The following is a 19,682-nucleotide window of genomic DNA, read 5'->3' on the forward strand; positions in this document are numbered from 1 at the left end:
CGGGAGAGGGGAGCCAAACAGCCAAACACCGGCTGCGGCTACGCCTCGAACAACTTCCGCAAATTCGACTTCAATATCTTCCCGTTCGGGTTGCGCGGCAGCATGTCGTCGCGGACGATGATCCGTACCGGCACCTTGAACGCCGCCAGTTGCTGGCGCACGAAGTCCTGCAGTTCTGCCTCGGTCGCATGCGCGCCGGGCTTCAGGCTCACCACGGCGCCGGGTTCCTCGCCCAGCGTGCGATGCGCGATGCCGACCACCGCCGCATCCATGATGGCCGGATGGGCATACAGCGCGCTTTCCACCTCGATGCAGTAGATGTTCTCGCCGCCGCGAATCAGCATGTCCTTCATGCGGTCGACGATGTAGAGAAAGCCTTCGTCGTCCAGGCGCGCCACGTCGCCGGTATGCAGCCAGCCGTCAACAAACGTCTTGGCCGTGGCCTCGGGCTTGTTCCAGTAGCTGTGCACGACGTTGGCCCCGCGCACCATCAACTCGCCCACCTCGCCCACGGGTAGCGCCTTGCCAAAGCCATCGTCGATCTTCATCTCGCCGATCGGCAGGGTGGGGCCGCTGGCGTCGGGCCGGTGGATGTACTCGTCGGCGCTATGGCTTGTGAACGTGGCCGACGTCTCCGTCATGCCCCAGCCGATGCCGGGCGCGGCCTGCGGAAATGCCTCCTTGATGCGCCGGACCAGCTCGGGTGATGCCGGCGCGCCGCCATAGTGGATGTTTTCCAGCGACGACAGGTCGAAATCGTCACGACGAGGATGCTCGATGATCTGCCATGCGATGGTGGGCACGCCGCCCGCCGACGTGCAGCGCTCGCGCTCGATCAGTTCCATCGCGCGCAGCGTGTCCCAGCGATACATCAGCACCAGCTTGCCGCCGCTGGCCAGTGCGCCGTTCAGCACGGACATGCAGCCGGTGACGTGGAAGAACGGCACGGCCAGCAATGCAGCCTTTTGTGGCGCGGCGGGGTCCGGTTCCGGCACCGGTTCGCCACGGCGCAGCAGGTTGCGCAGCGGGCTGAACTGCGCGCAGACCGCCACCGAGCAGGCATTGCGATGGGTGCCCACGGCGCCCTTCGGCTTGCCCGTGGTGCCCGACGTGTAGAAGATCGTGGCGTCGTCTTCCGGGTCCAGCGGCACCAGCGGCAGCGATTGCGACGGTAGCGTCGGCCATGCATCGGATTCGCCGATTACGCCGGCCAGCGGCACGACACGCGGATCGTCGAACGCGGCATCGGCCGGCGCGCGCGACACGTAGATGCGTTCCAGCGCCGGGCAATTGGGCAGGTGCTCCAGGATGCGGTCGAGCCGCTCGTGGTCGACGATGGCGATGCGGCTGCCTGAATCGGTCAGGCCATATTCGAGTTCGGGTCCGGTCCACCACGCGTTGAGCGGCGTGACGATGGCCCCGGTCAGCAGGCCCGCGTAGAGCGCCACCGGCCATTCAGGCAGGTTGCGCATGGCAATCGCCACACGGTCGCCCTTGCGGATGCCGTCGCGTACCAGTTGATGGGCCAGCGTGGTGGCGGCCTGCGCGAACGCGCGATAGCTGACGCGTTCCTCCTCGTAGACCACGAAGGTCTTGTCGCCCCAGGCTGCGGCCACCAGGAACAGGTCGCGCAACGTGGGCGGCGCGTTTTTCCAGACCGTGGTGGGGATGCCCCGGATCACGCGCGTCTCGGTTTCGAACGGCGCGCCGGGCGCGGTCAGCCGGGCATGCGCCTCGGCAATCGACATGACCGGCCACTGCGGGCCGGCCTGCGAAGTTTGCTGCGGATGCTGCGACATGCGTTGCCTCCCGCGCAAGTTGGAAAGATCAGATCGTTACGCCACCATCCACCACCATGGCCTGGCCGGTCATGAACGTGCTGGCGGCCGATGCCAGGAAGCACGCCGCGCCCGCGATCTCCACTGGTTCGCCGATACGGCGCAGCGGGGCGTTTTCGGTGGACTGCTTGTAGCGCACGGGGTCGTCCCAGAGCGCCTTGGCGAAGTCGGTCTTGATCAGGCCCGGGGCGATGCAGTTCACCCGCACGTTATGCGGCCCGAACTCCACGGCCAGGTTGCGCGCGAGCTGGAAGTCGGCTGCCTTGGATACGTTATAGACGCCGATGGTGGGCGACCCGCGCAGGCCGCCAATCGACGACACGATGATGATGGAGCCTTCCTTTCGCTCGATCATCTGCGGCGCCACCATCTGGATCAGCCAGTGGTTGGAGATCACGTTGTTGTCCAGCACCTTGCGGAACTGGTCGTCGGTCACGCCGCTCATCGGGCCGTAGTAGGGGTTGGAGGCGGCGTTGCAGACCAGGATGTCGACCTTGCCGAACGTGCGGTTGGCTTCGTCCACCAGGTGCTGCAGGGCTTCCTTCGACGAGATATTGGCGGCCACGGCCAGCGCGGTGCCGGCGCCGTGCTGCGCGTTGATGGCGTCGGCCACTTCCTGGCAAGCCTCGATCTTGCGCGACGAAATGACGACCTTTGCGCCCTGGACGGCCATCTGTTCGGCAATGGACCGGCCGATGCCGCGCGACGACCCGGTGATGATGGCAACCTTGCCCGACAGATCGAACAATGACATGGTGTCTCCTGATATAGGTAGGCGACGGTCTTGGCCGCCGCCGAATCGTGAATTGGCCGGGACATTATGGGCAGGCCCACCCCCTCAGTCCACAGCCCGACTGGTGCCGCAAGGCCGATATCAGGAAACTTTCTGTAGGCAATTCACGCGATGCATGGATCGTGCCGCAGCGCGGAATGCCTAGCGCGCCGCCGGCGGTGCGGACAAGGCAGGCAGCCGGGCGGCCAGGGCCGCGCGCAGGTCGTCGTCGATCCGGATGCCAAAGCGGCTGGCCAGCAGGTCGATGACGGCGCCGGCATCGTCGCTCAGTGACAGCTCGGTCTTGCGCACGGTGCCGTCGGGCGCGCGTGCCGTCAGGCTGCCATTGCCGAGCGACAGGCGCGTGCTATCGGCTTCGGTACGGGCGGCGACCAGCGTTTGCGTGAAATGGCTGTCGGGATGTGTCGATACGTACCAGTTGCGCGACACATAGTCGATCTGCGGCTGGGGTGTCAGGTCGAACCGGTACAGCACGCGCCACGTGTCTGCATCATCAGCGATGGTCCCTTTCGCCGACTGCGCCCCCTGCGTCGCCTGCGGGGCCTCCGGATTGCGCACGGCCAGGTCGTAGCTGTGGAAGCCGGTACCGGCCACTTCGGGCGGGGTTGGCAGCAAACGGTAGGGCGAATCGGCGTGGTCGGGCAGCGACAGCGGCAACGCGCGGTCGGGCGTCGGGCCGCCGAAGCCGACATCGGCCACATGGCTTTCGTGCGCCACTTCAACGCGCAGCAGCATGTGCGACAGGCCCGTGGGGCGCTCGTCCGGCACGTTCCAGCGCACGCGCGCCGCCAGCGGCGTGACCGTGAAACCCAGTGCTTTCAGCCCGGCACAGAACAGTGTGTTCAGTTCGAAACAGTAACCGCCACGGCCCTGCAGCACGAGCTTGTCGAACACGGCTTGCAGGCCGATATCCACGCGCCAGCCCACCAGCGGTGTCAGGTTCTCGAACGGAAGATGCGTCAGGTGGGCGGCAATCAGCAGGTCGAGCGTGGCCAGCGTGGGCGGCGGTACGGCGTCGATGCCGATGCGGTGCAACCAGGCGTCGCGCTGGTCGGGGGTCAGGGCGGGAATCTCGTCGACGGTGCGCATGGCGGTGGGGGCGAAGAAAATTAGTGGGGCGGCTCGAATGGCGGGGAAGTCCTCTTCCAGAGCACGCGGCACATCACTAATATAAATCCACATCAAATCCGGGCCGCCAGCGTGGTTTAACGTCGCCGGCCGGCTGAAAAAAACACCAAGGAGACTGCCCCGTGAAAACCCTGATCGATCATCTGTCGCAGTACGCCGCGTACCACCGCGATGGCCGCAACGTGTTCACGCATTTCATCGGGATCCCGATGATCGTACTGGCCGTGACCGCGCTGCTGGGCCGGCCCGCCATGCCGCTGGGCGACGGCGCGCTGATGCTGACGCCGGCCGTGATCGTCTACCTGCTGTCGTGCCTGTTCTACCTGCGGCTGTCGTTCGGATTCGGCGTGGCGATGGCGGCGATCCTGGCCATGTTCGTCTGGGCGGGCGCGTGGATCGCGGCACTGTCCACCACTGCGTGGCTGGCCAGCGGCATCGGACTGTTCGTGGCCGGCTGGATCATCCAGTTCATCGGCCACTACTACGAGGGGCGCAAGCCGGCGTTTGTCGATGACCTCGTCGGGCTGCTGGTAGGCCCGCTTTTCCTGGTGGCGGAGACCGCTTTCGCGCTGGGACTGGCGCGCGAAACGCGCGATGCGGTGGCCGCGCACGCGCACTGAACGCGGAAACTTTTGCGCGCGCACGGCGTCTTTCACTTGCGAAAGTGGGGGGACGTAGCACTCCGTAGCGTTTTTGCTGACGCAAACCAGCGACAAAGCAGCTAAAAAGCCCGGGTTTTCACTTGGTTTGACCTGCCGCATGTGAGAAAACCCCTTTACTTCTAGCCGTTTCCGCTATGATTCAGTGCGTGCCGGCCAGCACGAATCGCAACGAAGCAGACGCTGTCTTTGCGAGGGATTGCAGAGAGGCCGGGACATCAATCTTCAACTCTCGAATATCGATATGGCGACCAAAGCGAAACCGACCGCGAAGACTGCAACCAAGCCTGCCGCCAAGAAGGCCGCAGCAACCAAGGCACCCGTGAAGGCTGCCGCAAAGAAGGCCGCCGCTCCGGCCAAGAAGGCTGCTCCCGCCGCTGCTCCGACCGTGAAGCCGCTGAAGGACACCTTCAACAAGTCGAGCCTGGTCGCTCACCTGGTAGCGCAAACCCAGCTCGAGCCGAAGGCCGTGAAGACGGTGCTGGCCCATCTGGAAAACACCATCGTTAGCGCGCTGAACAAGAAGGGCGCTGGCGAATTCACGCTGCCGGGCCTGCTGAAGGTGACCGCACAGCAAGTGCCGGCCAAGAAGAAGCGCTTCGGCAAGGACCCGTTCACGGGTGAAGAGCGTTGGTTCCCGGCCAAGCCGGCCAGCGTCAAGGTGAAGGTCCGTCCGCTGAAGAAGCTGAAGGACGCTGCGGCCTGATCGCACACCCTTTGGTAGTCTTGTAGTCGCCAGTCCGCAGTCTGCCCAGTGCAGGCAGCGGGCGGCTTAAGACCCCGCGTCTCGAAAGAGCGCGGGGTTTTTTGTTGTCGCACCCCTCTCGGATTCCCTCAAGTTCGCGGCCAGGATGTCGTTGATGGTTCACATCGTTTAACGCGTGGTGGATCGCATGGTCGCTATCTCTTCCGTAGGCTCGCAAGGTTTCGTCGGCGCGCAGGCCGCTTCGACATCGACGGCAACTGTTGCCGGCGCCCCGGCACAGAACACGGCGACGCAGTCGTCCAGCGTCACGCTGGGCCAGAACGCATCGGTGCCGCCCAACTGGCCGACATACACGGTACCGGGCGATGCATCCGCGCCGCTATGGGAGCACGCGGTATCCGACGCCATCTCGCTGCGCATGGCGGGAAACATCACCGCGACCGGGCTTGCCACGCGTTTTGGCGGACTTGGCGAGGCATTGCTGGGCCAGATCGCCAAGGGCGGCGGCGCGTTTTCGCAATCGGTGATCCAGCCGACGGCTGGCGGATCGGTGGAGGGCATCGCGTCGTCGCGCTTCCAGGCCCAATCGGACAACCAGATTTCGCTGACGATCGGTACGCGCAGCGGCGCGACGGTGGCCATCACGCTGGGCAGCGATGGCGATCGGTTGCGTGTGCAGACGTCTGTGGCCGGCGGTGAACTGACCGACGCCGAGCGCGAGGCGGTGGGCAAGCTGTCGGCGGCGTTCCAGAAGTCAGTCGATGCCTTGTCGGAGGTGCCGCCGCGCGTCGATGTCAGCGACCTGATGCAGTACGACGCCACCCAGTTGTCGTCCGTGAAGCTGCAGGCCAGCATCGCGCTGGGCAACCACGAATTCCAGACGCTCGACTTCCAGGCCGACGACAAGCAGCGTTCGCTGACCGCCGTGGGACCCACTGGCACGGTCAAGCTCAAGGTCGATACGACGTCGCCGGCCATTCTCGGCACGGCGGAGCAGCAGGCCAAGGCCATCAGCGCCTACCTGAAGCAGTTCGATGATGCGAAAGGGCGCGGCCAGGGCGATGCCGCGCTGATGTCCATGTTCAAGGATGCGTTCAGCGCGCTGCACAGCCAGTATGGCACCGGCGGTGCCCAGCAGTCACAGCAGTCATCCGTGAAGCTGAGCGCCGGCGATCACGGCATGCTGACCGGGCTGGCCGACTTCTCGGCGTCGATCTCGCAGACCGCCGAGGCGGTCAATCCGCTGAAGTCCGACGAACGCGATACGTTCGACTACACGGTTTCCCAGGCCACGCAGGTGCAGGGCACGGGCCAGTCCGATCGCGGCGCGATTCAACAGCAGGAGTCGACCCTCGATGCCAGCTACCACCGCTCGCTGTACGCCGATACGACGCTATGGCTGACGGAAAGCCCGTACTCCCAGAGCTATTTCTACGATCAGATCCACGACAAGGCCAGCAGCCGGGCCGAGTTCTCGTATGACGACGGCAAGCTGGCCAAGGCCACGCTGACCCAGTCGGCCGACCTGTCGCGGCGCACGCAGCAATACATGATGGGCCGCCTGGAAAGCGACACGACCACACCGGAATCGAAGTCCAACACGGTCGACGTGCTGGCGCTGGTCAAGGCCGCCGAGCAACAGGACGGCTTGCGCCGCAATGATGACAAGCAAGAACAACAGTTGCTGGCCATGCATGACCGGGTCCTGCTCCAACCGGACCCGGCACAGCTCAAGCGATAGGGCCCACCGGCTGCGGGCGGCCGGACGGACTCAATAGGCCTTGAAGTTCGCCGCCACCCGCTGCCGCAGGAATTCTCCGGCGGCGATGGCCGGATAGCGCTTGCCCGGCCCCTCGATCACGGCTTCGCGATTCGCCTGGCAAAAGAACGCCAGGCTGTAGCGCGGCCCCATGTATTCGCCCGGCACCGGATTGCGTACCCGATGGAAGTTCGACGGCAACACGTCGTCGCTCCAGCGCATCAGCATGTCGCCGATATTGCAGGTGATGACATCCTCGTCGGGCGGAATAGGCGTCCACGCCTGCGCTTCCATTTCCTTGCCCGGGCAGACCTGCAGGCCACCCTGGCCCTGCCGCTGGAACAGCAGCGTCAGGCAGTCGAAATCGGTATGCGCGCCGGCGCGCCAGAGATCGAGCTTGTCCTGGGCCTCGGGCGGAATCGCGTAGTAGTGCAGCAGGCGCAGCGTGCTCTGGTAGTCGGGGGCGGCGGGGTCGTGGGCACGCGCGAAGAAGCCGGCGTCAAAGCTGAGCTTGTCGGCGAAGCAGGACAGCACCTTCATGCCGACGTCCCAGCATTGCCGCTCGAACGCGAGCATCGTCGCCTGGAACCCGGGCAGTTCCGCCTCGGCAGGCCATAGCGGCGCCATATGCGGCCGCGTGATCTGGTACGACTCCTTCTGGTCGGGCGTGCCCGTGGACGGGCGCACCTGGGCGCGTGTTTCCCATCCGGCGTTATTGGCCTTCTGCAGCGGATATTGCGCTTTCACCGACTCGGGCAGCGCGAAGAACCGTTCGGTCATCGCAAACGCCTCGCGCACGGCGGCCAGGTCTATACCGTGGTTTTCAAGCTGGAAGAAGCCGATATCGACGGCGGCCTGCCACAGTTGATCGGCAATCTCGGGTTTGCGGCGGTCGAAGTCGGACAGGTCGATACGGCGAATCTCGCGCGTGTCGGTTTCGGTGCCGTGGGCACCCATGCGCGATTCGCGCGTCAGTTCGTGCAGGGACAGGGTGGTGTCGGTCATGTCGTTCCGGGGTTCAGGAATGGTTGAACGGGTCCGGCCGACCGTGGAACTGAAGGCTGATGGCGGAAGCAGGGCGCTCGAGTTCCGCGGCGATGGCGGACATCAAGAGCAATTTCCTGCCGCCTGCCTGATCCGAGCGGAACAGGGGGGTGGTTGAACGCTTCTACTCTTCGGGTTGAGACAACGCAGGTTTCAGGCCAGCCGTTTGTGCCCGAAACGGCGCCGGCTTTCACCGGGATGGCGCGCGGCATGCCCAGTGTGGTGCACCGTAGCGCCGGCGTTGGTGCAAAGGGTTGGCGCGAACGGTTGGGCCAAAAAAAAGGAGCCGACTGTGTCGGCTCCCAACGCTTCAACTCGATACGGTTACTGCCAGCTTACTGGGGTCCCAGCTTCTTGATCAGGGCGTCCAGCATGCCGAGTTCTTCCTCGGTCATGTCGGTCAGCGGGGCGCGCACCGGACCTGCGTCGTGGCCCACCAGCTTGGCACCGGCCTTGACGATCGACACGGCGTAGCCATGCTTGCGGTTGCGGATGTCCAGGTACGGCAGGAAGAAGTCGTCGATCAGGCGGCCGATGGTGGCGTGGTCGTCAGCGGCCACGGCACGGTAGAAGTCCATCGCGGTCTTCGGGATGAAGTTGAACACGGCCGACGAGTACACGGGCACGCCCAGTGCCTTGTAGGCAGCGGCATAGACTTCGGCGGTGGGCAGGCCACCCAGGTAGGCCAGGCGGTCGCCGAGCTTGCGGCGCACGCGCACCATGGCTTCGATGTCACCCACGCCGTCCTTGAAACCGATCAGGTTCGGGCACTTGTCCACCACCTTGGCCAGCAGGTCGGCGCCGATGCGCGAGTTGGCACGGTTGTAGACGATCACGCCGCACTTGGTGGCCTTGCAAACCTCTTCGATATGGTTGGCAATGCCGTCTTCGCTGGCTTCGGTCAGGTAATGCGGCATCAGCAGGATGCCGTGGGCGCCCAGGCGCTCGGCTTCCTTTGCGTATTCGATGGCCACGCGGGTCGGGCCGCCGGCGCCGGCCAGGATGGGCACCTTGCCACGGCAGGTTTCCACCGCGGTGCGGATCACGTTCGAATAGTCCTGCTGCGTCAGCGAGAAGAACTCACCAGTGCCGCCAGCGGCGAACAGGGCCGAGGCGCCGTACGGAGCCAGCCATTCCAGGCGCTCGGTATAGGTGTCGGCGCGGAAGTTGCCTTGCGCATCGAAATCGGTGACGGGGAACGAGAGCAGGCCTTCGGAAATAATCTGCTTAAGTTCTTGCGGTGTAGTCATGTCGCTCTTCCTGATCGCCACATGGCGAATGATGGTTTAGGTGTGGAACAAGGCTGGTAGTACCTCGCTCCATCGTTCTGGATGTTTCGAGATAAGTCATCGTACAACTAACAACTTGACCATGCAAGCGGTATGGACGAAACCGAGGGAAAACCCCGGTTGGGAGGGTCTGGAAGGTGGCGTTCCGGCCAGCGCTGGCATGCCAACACGTGAGGGCGGAGCGGTGGTCTGAACGACCGGAGAGCCGCAAGCCAATTGAAAGCAAAGGAATTTTTGCGATGCACTGCAACATGGCAATTTGCACCAGGGCAGGGTAAACGCGCACTGCGGTGGACGGAACCCCGTCCTTATAATTCCGGTCGTACGACGACATATCACAAGCCGGTCCCGACGCATTCCCGCATCCAGGTCTACCGGCTGTGAGGAGACCCAGATGAACGCAACACCCACTTCAAGCGCTGCCGTGGCATCCGATGCCCGCCGCACCAATGTCCGCTACTGGATCCTGGCACTGATCTTCATCGTGACCACGATCAACTACGCGGATCGTGCCACGTTGTCCATCACTGGCCCCGCCATGCGCGAGGAGTTCGGCTTCTCGGCCGTGCAGATGGGCTATATCTTCTCTGCCTTCAGCTGGGCCTACGTGATGGCGCAGATTCCGGGCGGCTGGCTGCTCGACCGTTTCGGCGCGCGGCGCATCTACGCGTTCAGCATCTTCCTCTGGTCGTTCTTCACGCTGCTGCAGGGCTGGATTGGCGCGCTGGCCATCTTCGGCCAGGCCATTACCGTGCTGTTTGCCCTGCGCTTTGCCGTGGGCCTGGCGGAATCGCCGGCCTTTCCGGCCAACGCCAAGGTCGTGGCAAGCTGGTTCCCGACCGCCGAACGCGGTACCGCATCGGCCATCTTCAACGCCGCGCAGTACTTTGCGGCCGTGGTGTTCACGCCGCTGATGGCGTGGATCGTCCATAGCTGGGGCTGGCACCACGTCTATCTGTGGATGGGCATCATGGGCATGCTGCTGGCGCTGGTGTGGCTCAAGGTCATGCGCAGCCCGGCCACGCACCCGGGCGTGAACCAGGCCGAGCTCGACCACATCGCGCAGGGCGGCGGCCTGATCCAGATGGGCGAAGGCGAAGGCGAGGGCAAGGCCGCGAAGAGCGCCAACCCGGCCGGCTGGTTCTACGCCCGCCAACTGCTGACCAACCGCATGCTGGCTGGCGTGTACCTGGGCCAGTACTGCATCAACGTGCTGACGTACTTCTTCCTGACGTGGTTCCCGGTGTACCTGGTGCAGGCGCGCGGCATGTCGATCCTGAAGGCCGGTTTCGTGGCCTCGCTGCCGGCGATCTGCGGTTTCCTGGGCGGCGTGCTGGGCGGCGTGATCTCCGACACGCTGCTGCGCCGTGGCCATTCGCTGACCGTGGCGCGCAAGGTACCCATCGTGGCCGGCATGCTGCTGTCCGTGACGATGGTGGCCTGCAACTACGTGGATGCCGAGTGGCTGGTGGTGGCCATCATGGCACTGGCGTTCTTCGGCAAGGGCATTGGCGCGCTGGGCTGGGCCGTGGTGGCCGATACGGCGCCCAAGGAAGTGATCGGCCTGGCCGGCAGCATCTTCAACACGTTCGGCAACATCGCCGGCATCGTGACGCCAATCGTGATCGGCTATATCCTGAGCACCACGGGCTCGTTCAACGGCGCGCTGGTGTTCGTGGGTGTCAATGCCCTGGTCTGCGTGCTGAGCTACCTGGTGATCGTCAAGGACATCCGCCGCGTCGAACTGAAGCACCCCCAATAAAGAAGGAATCCCCATCATGTCGGACCTGTCGGTACAAAACGCCCAGGCTGCGGAGCAACGCCCGCCGCTGTACATCCGCATCCACGCCAGTGACAACGTGGCCATCGTCGCCAACGACGGCGGCCTGCCGGCCGGCACAGTGTTTCCGTGCGGCCTGACCCTGGTGGAACGCGTGCCGCAGGGCCACAAGGTGGCGCTGGTCGACCTGAAGAAGGGCGATGCCGTCACGCGCTACAACGTGACCATCGGCTACGCGCTGCAGGACCTGCCGCGCGGCAGCTGGGTCAACGAGCGCGTGATCGAAATGCCGGTGGCGCCGGGCCTGACCGACCTGCCGATCAGCACGCGCCTGCCGGAGCCGCTGCCGCCGCTGGACGGCTATACGTTCGAAGGCTTCCGCAATCCGGACGGCTCGGTGGGCACCCGCAACATCCTGGCCATCACCCAGACCGTGCAGTGCGTGGCCGGCGTGGTCGACCACGCGGTGCGGCGCATCAAGGCCGAACTGCTGCCGAAGTATCCGAACGTTGATGACGTGGTGGGGCTGGAGCACACCTACGGCTGCGGCGTCGCCATCGACGCACCCGACGCCGTGGTGCCGATCCGCACGCTGCGCAATATCGCGCTGAACCCGAATTTTGGCGGCACCGCGATGATGGTGAGCCTGGGCTGCGAAAAGCTGCAGCCGGACCGCCTGATGCCGCCGGGCACGATTCCGATCCAGACCGGCGCGGGCGAAGTGCAGGTGGGCGTGGTCTGCCTGCAGGACGACAAGCACGTGGGGTTTGGCTCGATGATCGATTCGATCCTTGAGATGGCCATCCCGCATCTGGAAAAGCTGAACGCCCGCCAGCGCGAAACGGTGCCCGTTTCCGAGCTGGTAGTGGGTGTGCAGTGCGGCGGCAGCGATGCTTTCTCGGGCGTCACGGCCAACCCGGCCGTGGGCTTTGCCACCGACCTGCTGGTACGTGCCGGCGCCACGGTGATGTTCTCGGAAGTGACCGAGGTCCGTGACGGCATCGACCAGCTCACCTCGCGCGCCGCCACACCCGAAGTGGCCGAGGCAATGATCCGCGAGATGGATTGGTACGACAAATACCTGGACCGTGGCCGCGTGGACCGCAGCGCCAACACCACGCCGGGCAACAAGAAGGGCGGCCTGTCGAACATCGTCGAAAAGGCCATGGGTTCGATCGTGAAGTCGGGCAGCGCGCCGATCTCGGGCGTCGTGGCGCCGGGCGAGAAGGTCAAGACGCGCGGCCTGATCTACGCCGCCACGCCGGCCAGCGACTTCATCTGCGGCACGCTGCAGTTGGCCGCCGGCATGAACCTGCACATCTTCACCACGGGCCGCGGCACGCCCTACGGCCTGGCCGAAGTACCGGTGATCAAGGTGGCCACGCGCAGCGACCTCGCACGCCGCTGGCACGACCTGATGGACGTGAACGCCGGCCGCATCGCCACGGGCGAAGCCACGATCGAGGACGTGGGCTGGGAGCTGTTCCGCCTGATGATCGACGTGGCCAGCGGCCGCAAGAAGACCTGGGCCGAGCACCACGGGCTGCACAACTCGCTGGCGCTGTTCAACCCGGCGCCGGTGACCTGAGCGTTATCGTCCCGGCCGCCTGGGGCGGCCGGAGCCCGGCCTACTGCATGCACTTTTCCCGATAGACGCGCTGGAGCTGCCGGCGCGTCCGGTCACGCTCGACGGTCGAAATTTCATTGCCCTGGCTGTTTTCCACCGGCGCGTTCGACGGCCGATAGCTGCGGCTTGGCGTCTCGCCGATCTGCAGGGCCAGCTGGTCGCACTGATCTTCGAGCGACGGCGGGGTGGACGGCGTGGGTTGGAACCGGATCGATCCCTGGCGCACTGCGTCGTTGATGGCATCGTTGATGGCGGCGTCGCCGGCCGACGAAGGCTGCGGCGTCTGTGCGTGCCCATGGAACAGGGGCGTCAGGCCAGCAAACAACACGGTAAGCAACGCAAGTTGCGATGCGTGACGGCGCAGCAGCATGAAAGTCTCCCAGGCACGTACTCGCGTTCCGCTGCGGTGCGGCGGAAGGCGGGTTGCGGGCCACCGGTCTGGTGGCTGAAACGATGGTAGCGCCGATTCCACATGGCCGTCCATGACCATCGGTGCCGGCCGCAGCGGATCGTACGGGCCGCTCAGGCCGGCGCGCGCAATGCCAGGTTCAACTGGTCCACTGCCTCGGCCCAGTCCGCATCCTCCATGATCTCGTCGCGCAGCAGCGTAGCCTGCGCCGGCGTCCAGTACGGCGCATCCCAGAGGTCGACGTCGGACGCCAGCGGAGAATGGCTGCCGATAAAGGCCCGGATGCTGGCCTCGTCGGACGGCAGGCCGAGCTGCGCGAACAGGTCCGAGAACTGATGAAATGGCGTATCCATGGCGTCGTCCTTGGGGTGGCTGGCCGCCGGTGCGGCCGTGGCAGCTTCCAGCTTAGGCCAGGTTGGGCGAGTCGGTAGTCGGACTGCCGCTGAAATCGGGGTACGCGAAATCAGCCGCCAATGATCTGCTTCGAGAACGTGGCGCGTTCCATTTCGACCACGTTCACCGTGACCTGCACGGTTTGTCCGGCGGCGCCCGGGCGCACCATTTCCGAAATCGCGTTGACCACCAGTTCGCCAAGCTGCTTGCGCACGGCCTGCTCGCGGCCGTCCAGGATCTGCAACGTGGCATGCACGAAGGCGCGATCGGCCTGTTCCGTGCCCTGGCGGAAGATCGGCAGCATGACGCAGCGCGACTTGATGTCGGGCTCCTGGAACTGGCCGCTCGACAGCAGCGCCGCATTGGCTTCGTCGAGCAGTTCTTCCTGCGAGCAGGTCAGGCGCGTGTTTTCGGTGATTTCGATGATCAGATGCGGCATGGGGGCGGCTTTCGTTGGAAGGCAGGAGATCCCGCATCGTACGGCAAATCCTGGCTGTCATGTCGGCGTGCCACGCGTTAAGCTGTGCGGCATGGAACAATTCTCGCTCGAACTCTTCCTGCGCCTGCTGGGCGGGCTTGCCGCCGGTGCCATCATCGGCCTGGACCGTAACCTGCACGGCAAGGCGGCCGGCATGCGCACGCTGGGGATCGTCTCGCTGGGCGCGGCGGCCGCCGTCTGCGTGGTGGCCCTGAACGGACACCCGTCCGACGCCATGTCGCGCGTGCTGCAGGGGCTGTTGACGGGGGTTGGCTTCCTGGGCGTAGGGGTCATTGCCCGGCATGGCGCGCATGATCGCCCGCAGGGACTGACCACGGCGGCGGCCATCTGGCTGTCCGCCATCCTGGGTGCGGCGGCGGGCGCCGGCTACTACGCGATCGTGGTGATCTCGCTCGTGCTTGGCATCTTGCTGCTAAGGCTGGGCGGCCGGTTCGAAACCAGCCTGCACGCGCGCTTCGACGGCCGGCTCACGAAGAAGCTGCCGCCTGAGCGCGACGATGAGGGTGACCTGCCGCCACTCTAAGCGCGTGGCGGCACCGGGCCAGGATCAGGCGGCCACCCCGAGGGCGGCTTCGATGCCCCGGATGTGTTGCAGCAGCAGCGGCCTGACCTTTTCCAGCAGATGGGCGGGCGGCACCAGCGCGTTGGGGCCGCTGCAGCTCAGCGTCATTGGCGGCAGCGACGAACCCGGTCGGAATGCCAGCGCGATCGAATTGATATCCGGCAGCCATTCCCCGAACGACGTGGTGCAACCCAGGCGTCGCTGTTCGTCGCGGCTGTTCGACAGGATGCCTTCGGCCTGGGCGGCATTCACCTTGTCGTCGCCCCGGAACGCCGTCAGTGCCTGGCGCTGCTCGGCCGGCGACAAGGCCAGCAGATAGGCGCGGCCGGCGGCGGTGGTCAGGCCCGAAACGCGGCTGCCCACCGGCACGCGCAACGTCAGGTAGCTCTCCGACTGGCAGTTCTCGTAGATCAGCATGCGGCCTCGATCGCGCACGATCAGTGAGGTCACCCCCTGCGACAGTTCAGCCAGTTCCTGCATGAAGGGCCTGGCCACCGACAGCACATCGGCGCCTTGCTGGCCGGCCGGTGCCAGCGCCAGCGCGGAGCTGCCCAGCCGGTAGCGCACCGGGTCGGTCAGCGCCTGCAGGTAGCCGAGTTCGGTCAGCGTATGGGTCAGGCGCGAGATTGTCGATTTCGGCAGTCCGCAGCGTTGCGCCAGCTCGGCGTTGCCGAGTTCGGCGTCGAACGCGCGGAAGCAGGCCAGTACGTCGAGCCCGCGTGCCAGGGCCGTCACGAAGTGGCGGTCTTCCTTGCGGTTGTCCTTTCGTGCCGGCGCGGCGTCGGCCTGGGTGTCGATATCAGCATCCATATCGGCGTCGGGGAATTCGGTCAGGGTGTTTTCCATGAGACTGCTCAAACGTTGCCGGCCGCCAGCTGCTCGCGCAGCCGGGCCTTGAGGATCTTGCCCGACGGCGCGGCGGGCAACTGCGCCACCACGCGAATCTCGGCGGGCATCTTGTACGGCGACAGTTGTTCGCGCAGGAACGCGCGCAGGGCGGCGTCGTCCAGCGTCATGCCGCTGCGCACCTCGACGAATGCAATCACTTCCTCGTTGCCTTCCACCGCGCGGCCCACCACGGCCGATTGCAGCACGGCCGGGAACGCATTGATCGATTGCTCGACTTCCTCGGGATACACGTTGAAGCCCGAATGGATGATGATTTCCTTGGAACGGCCGACGATGGACACGGCGCCGTCGTCATCGATGCGCGCGAGGTCGCCGGTATGCAGCCAGCCGTCGCTGTCGATCGTCTGCGCGGTCAGGTCCGGGCGGCGGTAGTAGCCCTTCATCACGTTCGGTCCGCGCACCAGCAGCTCGCCACTGCCGTCGGGCAGCGGATTGCCCAGGCGGATCTCCACATCGGGTACGGCCGGGCCCACCGAGCAGTCGCTGCGCGGGTGTTCCACGCGGGTCTGGCAAACCGTGGGCGAGGTCTCGGTCATGCCGTAGCCATTGTTCAGCACGATGCCGAAGGCGTCTTCGAACGCCGCTTTCAACGACGCCGTCAGCGGTGCGCCGCCCGACTGGGCGATGCGCAGCGACGGCGTGCGCAGGCTCTGGCCGTTGGCACGCCCCCATTCGATGATCTTGGCGTACATGGCCGGCACGCCGTGCAGCACGGTCAACTGGTCGTCGATCAGCGTACGTACCAGCTTGTCGGGGCGGAAGCGCGGTTCGTAGAACACGGTGGCGCCGTTCGACACGGGGCCTACCAGCAGTACCGACAGGCCATAGACGTGCGAGATCGGCAGCACGCCGTAGATGCGGTCGCCCGGCTGGATGCGCGACTGCAGGCGGTTGGAGTGGCCGATGAACATCAGGTTGGCGTGCGTCAGCATCACGGCCTTCGATGCGCCGGTGGTGCCCGTCGTGTAGATCATCGCCGCCACCTGCTGGCGCGGGTCGGCCTCCACGGGTTCGGGCGTCACGCTGTCGTCCACGGCGCTGACCAGCAGCTTGCCCACGTGCGGCCAGTTGGCCCATTGCGCGCCACGCGCCAGGCCATGCTCGCGCGCTTCGGGGAAATCGTTGTCGAGGTACAGCGTCACGCGGGCGCCGGCGTGCTCGACGATATTGCCGATCTCGCGTTGCGACAGCCGGGCGTTGACGGGTACCGACCAGGCGTCGATGGCGCTCAGCGCCAGCAGCAGCACCGCGCATCCCACGCTGTTTTCGGTCACCAGCACCACGCGGTCGCCACCGCGCACGCCCAGGTCGGTCAGCGTGCCGGCCGTGGCGCGCACGGCGGCGTCCAGTTCGGCATAACGCAGGCTGCGGTGCGCATCCATGATGGCGATGCGGTCCGGCTCGCTGGCCACCCAGGGCGACATGGTCTGGTGCAGGCGAGCGAATTTGGGTTCGAACGGGGGCGGGGAATCGGAGGGGGAGGAACCGGCTTGAGGCGTGGCGGCGGACCCAGGGCGGGCCGCAGGTACAGCGGTACTGCGCATGATGTCTCCAGCTAAGGCGTCCGGCGTCGCAGGGTGTGTCGCGCCGGTATTCGATGTGAGGGATCGTCCCATCGAATTTCAGCGAGGTCAACCGCACAGCGGAACCATGGTTCTGCATAGCGGAATTGCGCTCAAACTTTGTGCGAATATCGCCAGGCGCCGCCTCCGTGGCAGGCCCGGAAGGTTTTGTCGGATGTGCGGTATGTATGCGACAGGCCTCCCCATGTTTGGGCCGCAAAAGCCACGCTGTTGTATGGCTTTGCAGACAACGAGAATAAGAACGCTTATCATATGCGTTGGATTTTTTCTGATACAGCACAGACATGAAGCAAGGCGTTCCGGTGGGCTATCGCATGGCGATTGCCTCGCGCGCAATGGCCGCCATCCTCGGCGGCTATGCCGTGGCCGCATTGGCCACGGGATGCCTTTCGCTGGTTCTGGCTAGCTGGGCCGGCATGGCCCGGCCCGAGGCCGTGGTCACATCCACGTTGCTGTCGTTTCTCTGGTTTGCGCTGGCCGTGATCTGGGTATTCGCCGCGGACACCGCCTGGCGTGCCTGGATCGGCCTGATCGTGCCGGCTGCCGTACTGGCGGCAGGTTGGCTTGCCCTGCGTGGTGCGTGATGACTGAACTGAAAAAAGGCCAGGGGCTGCGCCAGTCGATGGCATGGCTGCATACCTGGGCGGGCCTGCTGGTGTGCTGGGTGCTGTTCCTGGTGTTCATGGGCGGCACCGCCAGCTACTTCAGGGAAGAGATCACCATCTGGATGAAGCCGGAGCTGCATGGCGCGCTGACCCACAAGGTGTCGGACGGCGATGCCGCCGAGCGCGCCTATGCCTACCTGCAACGCGAGGCACCCGACGCCGAGCGCTGGTTCATCTCGCTGCCCGACGCGCGCAATCCCGCCATCTCGATGTTCTGGCTGCGTCCGGCCAAGCCCGAGGACGCCGGCAAGTCCAACCGTGCGCGGCTGGAGATCCGTACGCTCGATCCCACTACCGGTGAACCGCTGGCAACCCGCGAAACGCGCGGTGGAGAGTTCCTCTACCGGATGCACTTCGACCTGCACTACATGCCGGCGCTGTGGGCGCGCTGGATCATCGGCTTCTGCACGATGTTCATGCTGGTGGCCATTCTCAGCGGCGTGATCACGCACCGCCGTATCTTTGCCGACTTCTTCACGTTCCGCGCCCGCAAGGGGCAGCGCTCATGGCTGGACGCGCATAACGCGATGGCCGTGCTGGCGCTGCCGTTCCACTTGATGATCACCTACACGGGCCTGGTCACGCTGCTGTTCATGTACATGCCGTGGGGTATCCAGGCCGTGTACAAGGGCAACGAGCAGGCGTTCAATGCCGAACTCGCGGCACGCGCGCCGCGCGTCAAGCCGACCAAGGAAGCCGGCCCGCTGGCGCCCGTGGTGCCGATGCTGACGCAGGCATCGGCGCATTGGAACGGCGCCGCGCCGCACCGTATTACCGTCGAAGCCCCGAACAAGGCCAACTCCACCGTGGCCATCGCGCGCGAGGAAGGCCGCAATTTCGGCACGACCACGCCTACCGTGGTGTTCTCCGGCCCGACCGGCGAACTGAAGGCGACGCTGGGCGACGAGGTGGCCGCCGCCAGCACCACCCGCTGGACGATGGTGGGCCTGCACGTGGGGCATTTCGCGTCGCCGCTGCTGCGCGCGCTGTTCTTCGTATCGGGCATTGCCGGCTGCCTGATGGTGGCGACGGGCGCCGTGCTGTGGGCGGTCAAGACCCGCCAGCGTCATGCCAAGCAGATTGCCGTCACGGGACGCACGCCGTTCGGGCTGCGGCTCGTCGAGGCGCTCAACATCGGCGCGATTGCCGGGCTGCCCATCGCATTCGGTACGTATTTCTGGGCCAACCGTCTGCTGCCAGTCGATCTGGCGCAACGTCAGGCCACCGAGATTCAGGCATTCTTTGCCGCCTGGGCGCTGGCTGCGTTGCTGGCGCAGTGGCGTCCCACGCGTGCGATGTGGCAGGTGCAACTGTGGGCGGCGGCGGTGCTCTTTGCCGGCCTGCCGGTGCTGAACGCGCTGACCACGTCGACGCACCTTGGCGTGACGCTGTTCCATGGCCCGACCGTGGTTGCCGGCTTCGACCTGACCGTGCTGGTGCTCGGCATCGGGCTGGGCGCGACGGCGTGGATGCTGGGCAAGCGCGGCAAGGCGCAGGCCAAGGTGAAGTTCAAGGTGCCGGCCAAGGCAAGTGCCAAGCGCGGTGCGCCGCGCGTGGCGGGCAGCGTGGGCGAGATGTCGCGGGAGGTGTCGCAATGAGCGACGGTCACGCGGCGATTTCGCTGACGGCGGCGTGCATCGCCGGCCTCGGATTCTCCATCGCCGGATTCATGTGGCTGGCCCAGGCCATGGATCGCCATCACGCGGACCGGTTCGGCCGGGGCAGCGTCCCGGCACCGGCATACGCCGCACGCCTGCGCTGGCAGGGTGCGCTGGCCCTGTCGCTGGCCCTGGCAGCCTGCGTGCTGGCCGAAGGCTGGGCCTTCGGCGTCGTCTACTGGGCCGGATTGCTGAACGTGGGCGCGCTCGCCGTGATGGGCGCGTTTTCGTGGGCGCCGCAAGCCACGCCGCGCCTGGCGCGCGCGTCGATCGCGCTGGGCGTTGTGGCGGCCATGGCGTCGCCCTGGCTCGCGCAGTCCTAGCCCCACCAGTTTTGCTTCAACGAGCACCGCCGGCAGAGCGGTGCCGCCATTCGTGGAC

Annotated in this window: 19 protein-coding genes; 9 read left to right on the top strand and 10 right to left on the bottom strand. The window is 65.7% G+C overall.

What is annotated here, in order from left to right; translation table 11 throughout:
• Positions 1–38: 38 nt before the first annotated feature.
• The 3 genes from MFF62_RS25345 to MFF62_RS25355 all read right to left on the bottom strand — a co-directional run bounded on the left by MFF62_RS25345 (position 39) and on the right by MFF62_RS25355 (position 3,720).
• The gene (locus tag MFF62_RS25345) at positions 39–1,799 is read right to left on the bottom strand and encodes a class I adenylate-forming enzyme family protein (protein ID WP_238265891.1); all 1,761 of its coding nucleotides are present in this window, start codon (positions 1,797–1,799) and stop codon (positions 39–41) included.
• Positions 1,800–1,827: 28 nt separating this feature from the next.
• Positions 1,828–2,592 (bottom strand): SDR family oxidoreductase, encoded by a 765-nt coding sequence (locus MFF62_RS25350; RefSeq protein ID WP_238265892.1) that lies wholly within the window; start codon positions 2,590–2,592, stop codon positions 1,828–1,830.
• Between the two features lie 180 nt (positions 2,593–2,772).
• Entirely contained in the window at positions 2,773–3,720 is a 948-nt protein-coding gene (locus tag MFF62_RS25355) for an arylamine N-acetyltransferase family protein (RefSeq protein ID WP_238265893.1), read from the bottom strand.
• A 161-nt stretch (positions 3,721–3,881) separates the two neighbouring features.
• On the opposite strand from MFF62_RS25355, the gene MFF62_RS25360 reads away from it, so the two are divergent.
• The 3 genes from MFF62_RS25360 to MFF62_RS25370 all read left to right on the top strand — a co-directional run bounded on the left by MFF62_RS25360 (position 3,882) and on the right by MFF62_RS25370 (position 6,865).
• Positions 3,882–4,379 carry an Mpo1 family 2-hydroxy fatty acid dioxygenase gene (locus MFF62_RS25360; protein ID WP_238265894.1) on the top strand — a complete coding sequence of 166 codons (498 nt, stop codon included), beginning with the start codon at positions 3,882–3,884 and terminating at the stop codon, positions 4,377–4,379.
• A gap of 283 nt (positions 4,380–4,662) precedes the next feature.
• Positions 4,663–5,124 (top strand): HU family DNA-binding protein, encoded by a 462-nt coding sequence (locus MFF62_RS25365; RefSeq protein WP_238265895.1) that lies wholly within the window; start codon positions 4,663–4,665, stop codon positions 5,122–5,124.
• 187 nt (positions 5,125–5,311) lie between these two features.
• Positions 5,312–6,865: a hypothetical protein gene (locus tag MFF62_RS25370; protein ID WP_238265896.1), complete on the top strand. Its 1,554-nt coding sequence runs from the start codon at positions 5,312–5,314 to the stop codon at positions 6,863–6,865.
• A 30-nt stretch (positions 6,866–6,895) separates the two neighbouring features.
• Here MFF62_RS25370 and MFF62_RS25375 read toward each other — a convergent pair whose 3' ends face one another.
• Together MFF62_RS25375 and kdgD are read right to left on the bottom strand one after the other, a co-directional pair.
• Positions 6,896–7,888: an isopenicillin N synthase family dioxygenase gene (locus MFF62_RS25375; RefSeq protein ID WP_238265897.1), complete on the bottom strand. Its 993-nt coding sequence runs from the start codon at positions 7,886–7,888 to the stop codon at positions 6,896–6,898.
• Between the two features lie 374 nt (positions 7,889–8,262).
• Positions 8,263–9,177, bottom strand: a complete 915-nt coding sequence (gene kdgD, locus MFF62_RS25380; protein WP_238265898.1) for a 5-dehydro-4-deoxyglucarate dehydratase — start codon at positions 9,175–9,177, stop codon at positions 8,263–8,265.
• Between the two features lie 433 nt (positions 9,178–9,610).
• Here kdgD and MFF62_RS25385 point away from each other — a divergent pair, with 433 nt between their 5' ends.
• Both MFF62_RS25385 and garD read left to right on the top strand, forming a co-directional pair.
• Positions 9,611–10,978: an MFS transporter gene (locus tag MFF62_RS25385; RefSeq protein ID WP_238265899.1), complete on the top strand. Its 1,368-nt coding sequence runs from the start codon at positions 9,611–9,613 to the stop codon at positions 10,976–10,978.
• Positions 10,979–10,994: 16 nt separating this feature from the next.
• Complete coding sequence (gene garD, locus MFF62_RS25390; RefSeq protein WP_238265900.1) at positions 10,995–12,584, top strand: galactarate dehydratase; 1,590 nt, start codon at positions 10,995–10,997, stop codon at positions 12,582–12,584.
• Between the two features lie 40 nt (positions 12,585–12,624).
• Here garD and MFF62_RS25395 read toward each other — a convergent pair whose 3' ends face one another.
• From MFF62_RS25395 to MFF62_RS25405, 3 genes are all read right to left on the bottom strand, one after another.
• Complete coding sequence (locus tag MFF62_RS25395) at positions 12,625–12,993, bottom strand: hypothetical protein (protein WP_238265901.1); 369 nt, start codon at positions 12,991–12,993, stop codon at positions 12,625–12,627.
• Positions 12,994–13,145: 152 nt separating this feature from the next.
• Positions 13,146–13,385 carry a DUF2789 domain-containing protein gene (locus tag MFF62_RS25400; RefSeq protein WP_238265902.1) on the bottom strand — a complete coding sequence of 80 codons (240 nt, stop codon included), beginning with the start codon at positions 13,383–13,385 and terminating at the stop codon, positions 13,146–13,148.
• 110 nt (positions 13,386–13,495) lie between these two features.
• On the bottom strand, positions 13,496–13,864 hold the full coding sequence (locus tag MFF62_RS25405; protein WP_238265903.1) for a 5-carboxymethyl-2-hydroxymuconate Delta-isomerase: 369 nt from the start codon (positions 13,862–13,864) through the stop codon (positions 13,496–13,498).
• A 91-nt stretch (positions 13,865–13,955) separates the two neighbouring features.
• On the opposite strand from MFF62_RS25405, the gene MFF62_RS25410 reads away from it, so the two are divergent.
• A complete protein-coding gene (locus MFF62_RS25410; protein ID WP_238265904.1) occupies positions 13,956–14,447 on the top strand; it encodes an MgtC/SapB family protein in 492 nt (163 codons plus the stop codon).
• A 24-nt stretch (positions 14,448–14,471) separates the two neighbouring features.
• Here the strand turns inward: MFF62_RS25410 and MFF62_RS25415 are convergent, their stop codons facing one another.
• Positions 14,472–15,332, bottom strand: a complete 861-nt coding sequence (locus MFF62_RS25415) for an IclR family transcriptional regulator (RefSeq protein ID WP_238265905.1) — start codon at positions 15,330–15,332, stop codon at positions 14,472–14,474.
• Between the two features lie 8 nt (positions 15,333–15,340).
• Positions 15,341–16,939, bottom strand: a complete 1,599-nt coding sequence (locus tag MFF62_RS25420; protein WP_238265906.1) for a class I adenylate-forming enzyme family protein — start codon at positions 16,937–16,939, stop codon at positions 15,341–15,343.
• Positions 16,940–17,262: 323 nt separating this feature from the next.
• On the opposite strand from MFF62_RS25420, the gene MFF62_RS25425 reads away from it, so the two are divergent.
• The 3 genes from MFF62_RS25425 to MFF62_RS25435 are packed head-to-tail and all read left to right on the top strand — an operon-like array spanning position 17,263 to position 19,624.
• The gene (locus MFF62_RS25425; protein WP_238265907.1) at positions 17,263–17,562 is read left to right on the top strand and encodes a DUF3649 domain-containing protein; all 300 of its coding nucleotides are present in this window, start codon (positions 17,263–17,265) and stop codon (positions 17,560–17,562) included.
• Positions 17,562–19,241: a PepSY-associated TM helix domain-containing protein gene (locus tag MFF62_RS25430; RefSeq protein ID WP_238265908.1), complete on the top strand. Its 1,680-nt coding sequence runs from the start codon at positions 17,562–17,564 to the stop codon at positions 19,239–19,241. Before MFF62_RS25425 ends, MFF62_RS25430 begins: the two co-directional genes overlap by 1 nt.
• Positions 19,238–19,624, top strand: a complete 387-nt coding sequence (locus tag MFF62_RS25435; RefSeq protein WP_238265909.1) for a DUF3325 domain-containing protein — start codon at positions 19,238–19,240, stop codon at positions 19,622–19,624. Before MFF62_RS25430 ends, MFF62_RS25435 begins: the two co-directional genes overlap by 4 nt.
• The last annotated feature ends 58 nt before the right edge of the window (positions 19,625–19,682 follow it).

Origin of the sequence: Cupriavidus pauculus, assembly GCF_022179805.1 — a bacterium.
Taxonomy (GTDB): Bacteria; Pseudomonadota; Gammaproteobacteria; order Burkholderiales; family Burkholderiaceae; genus Cupriavidus; species Cupriavidus pauculus_E.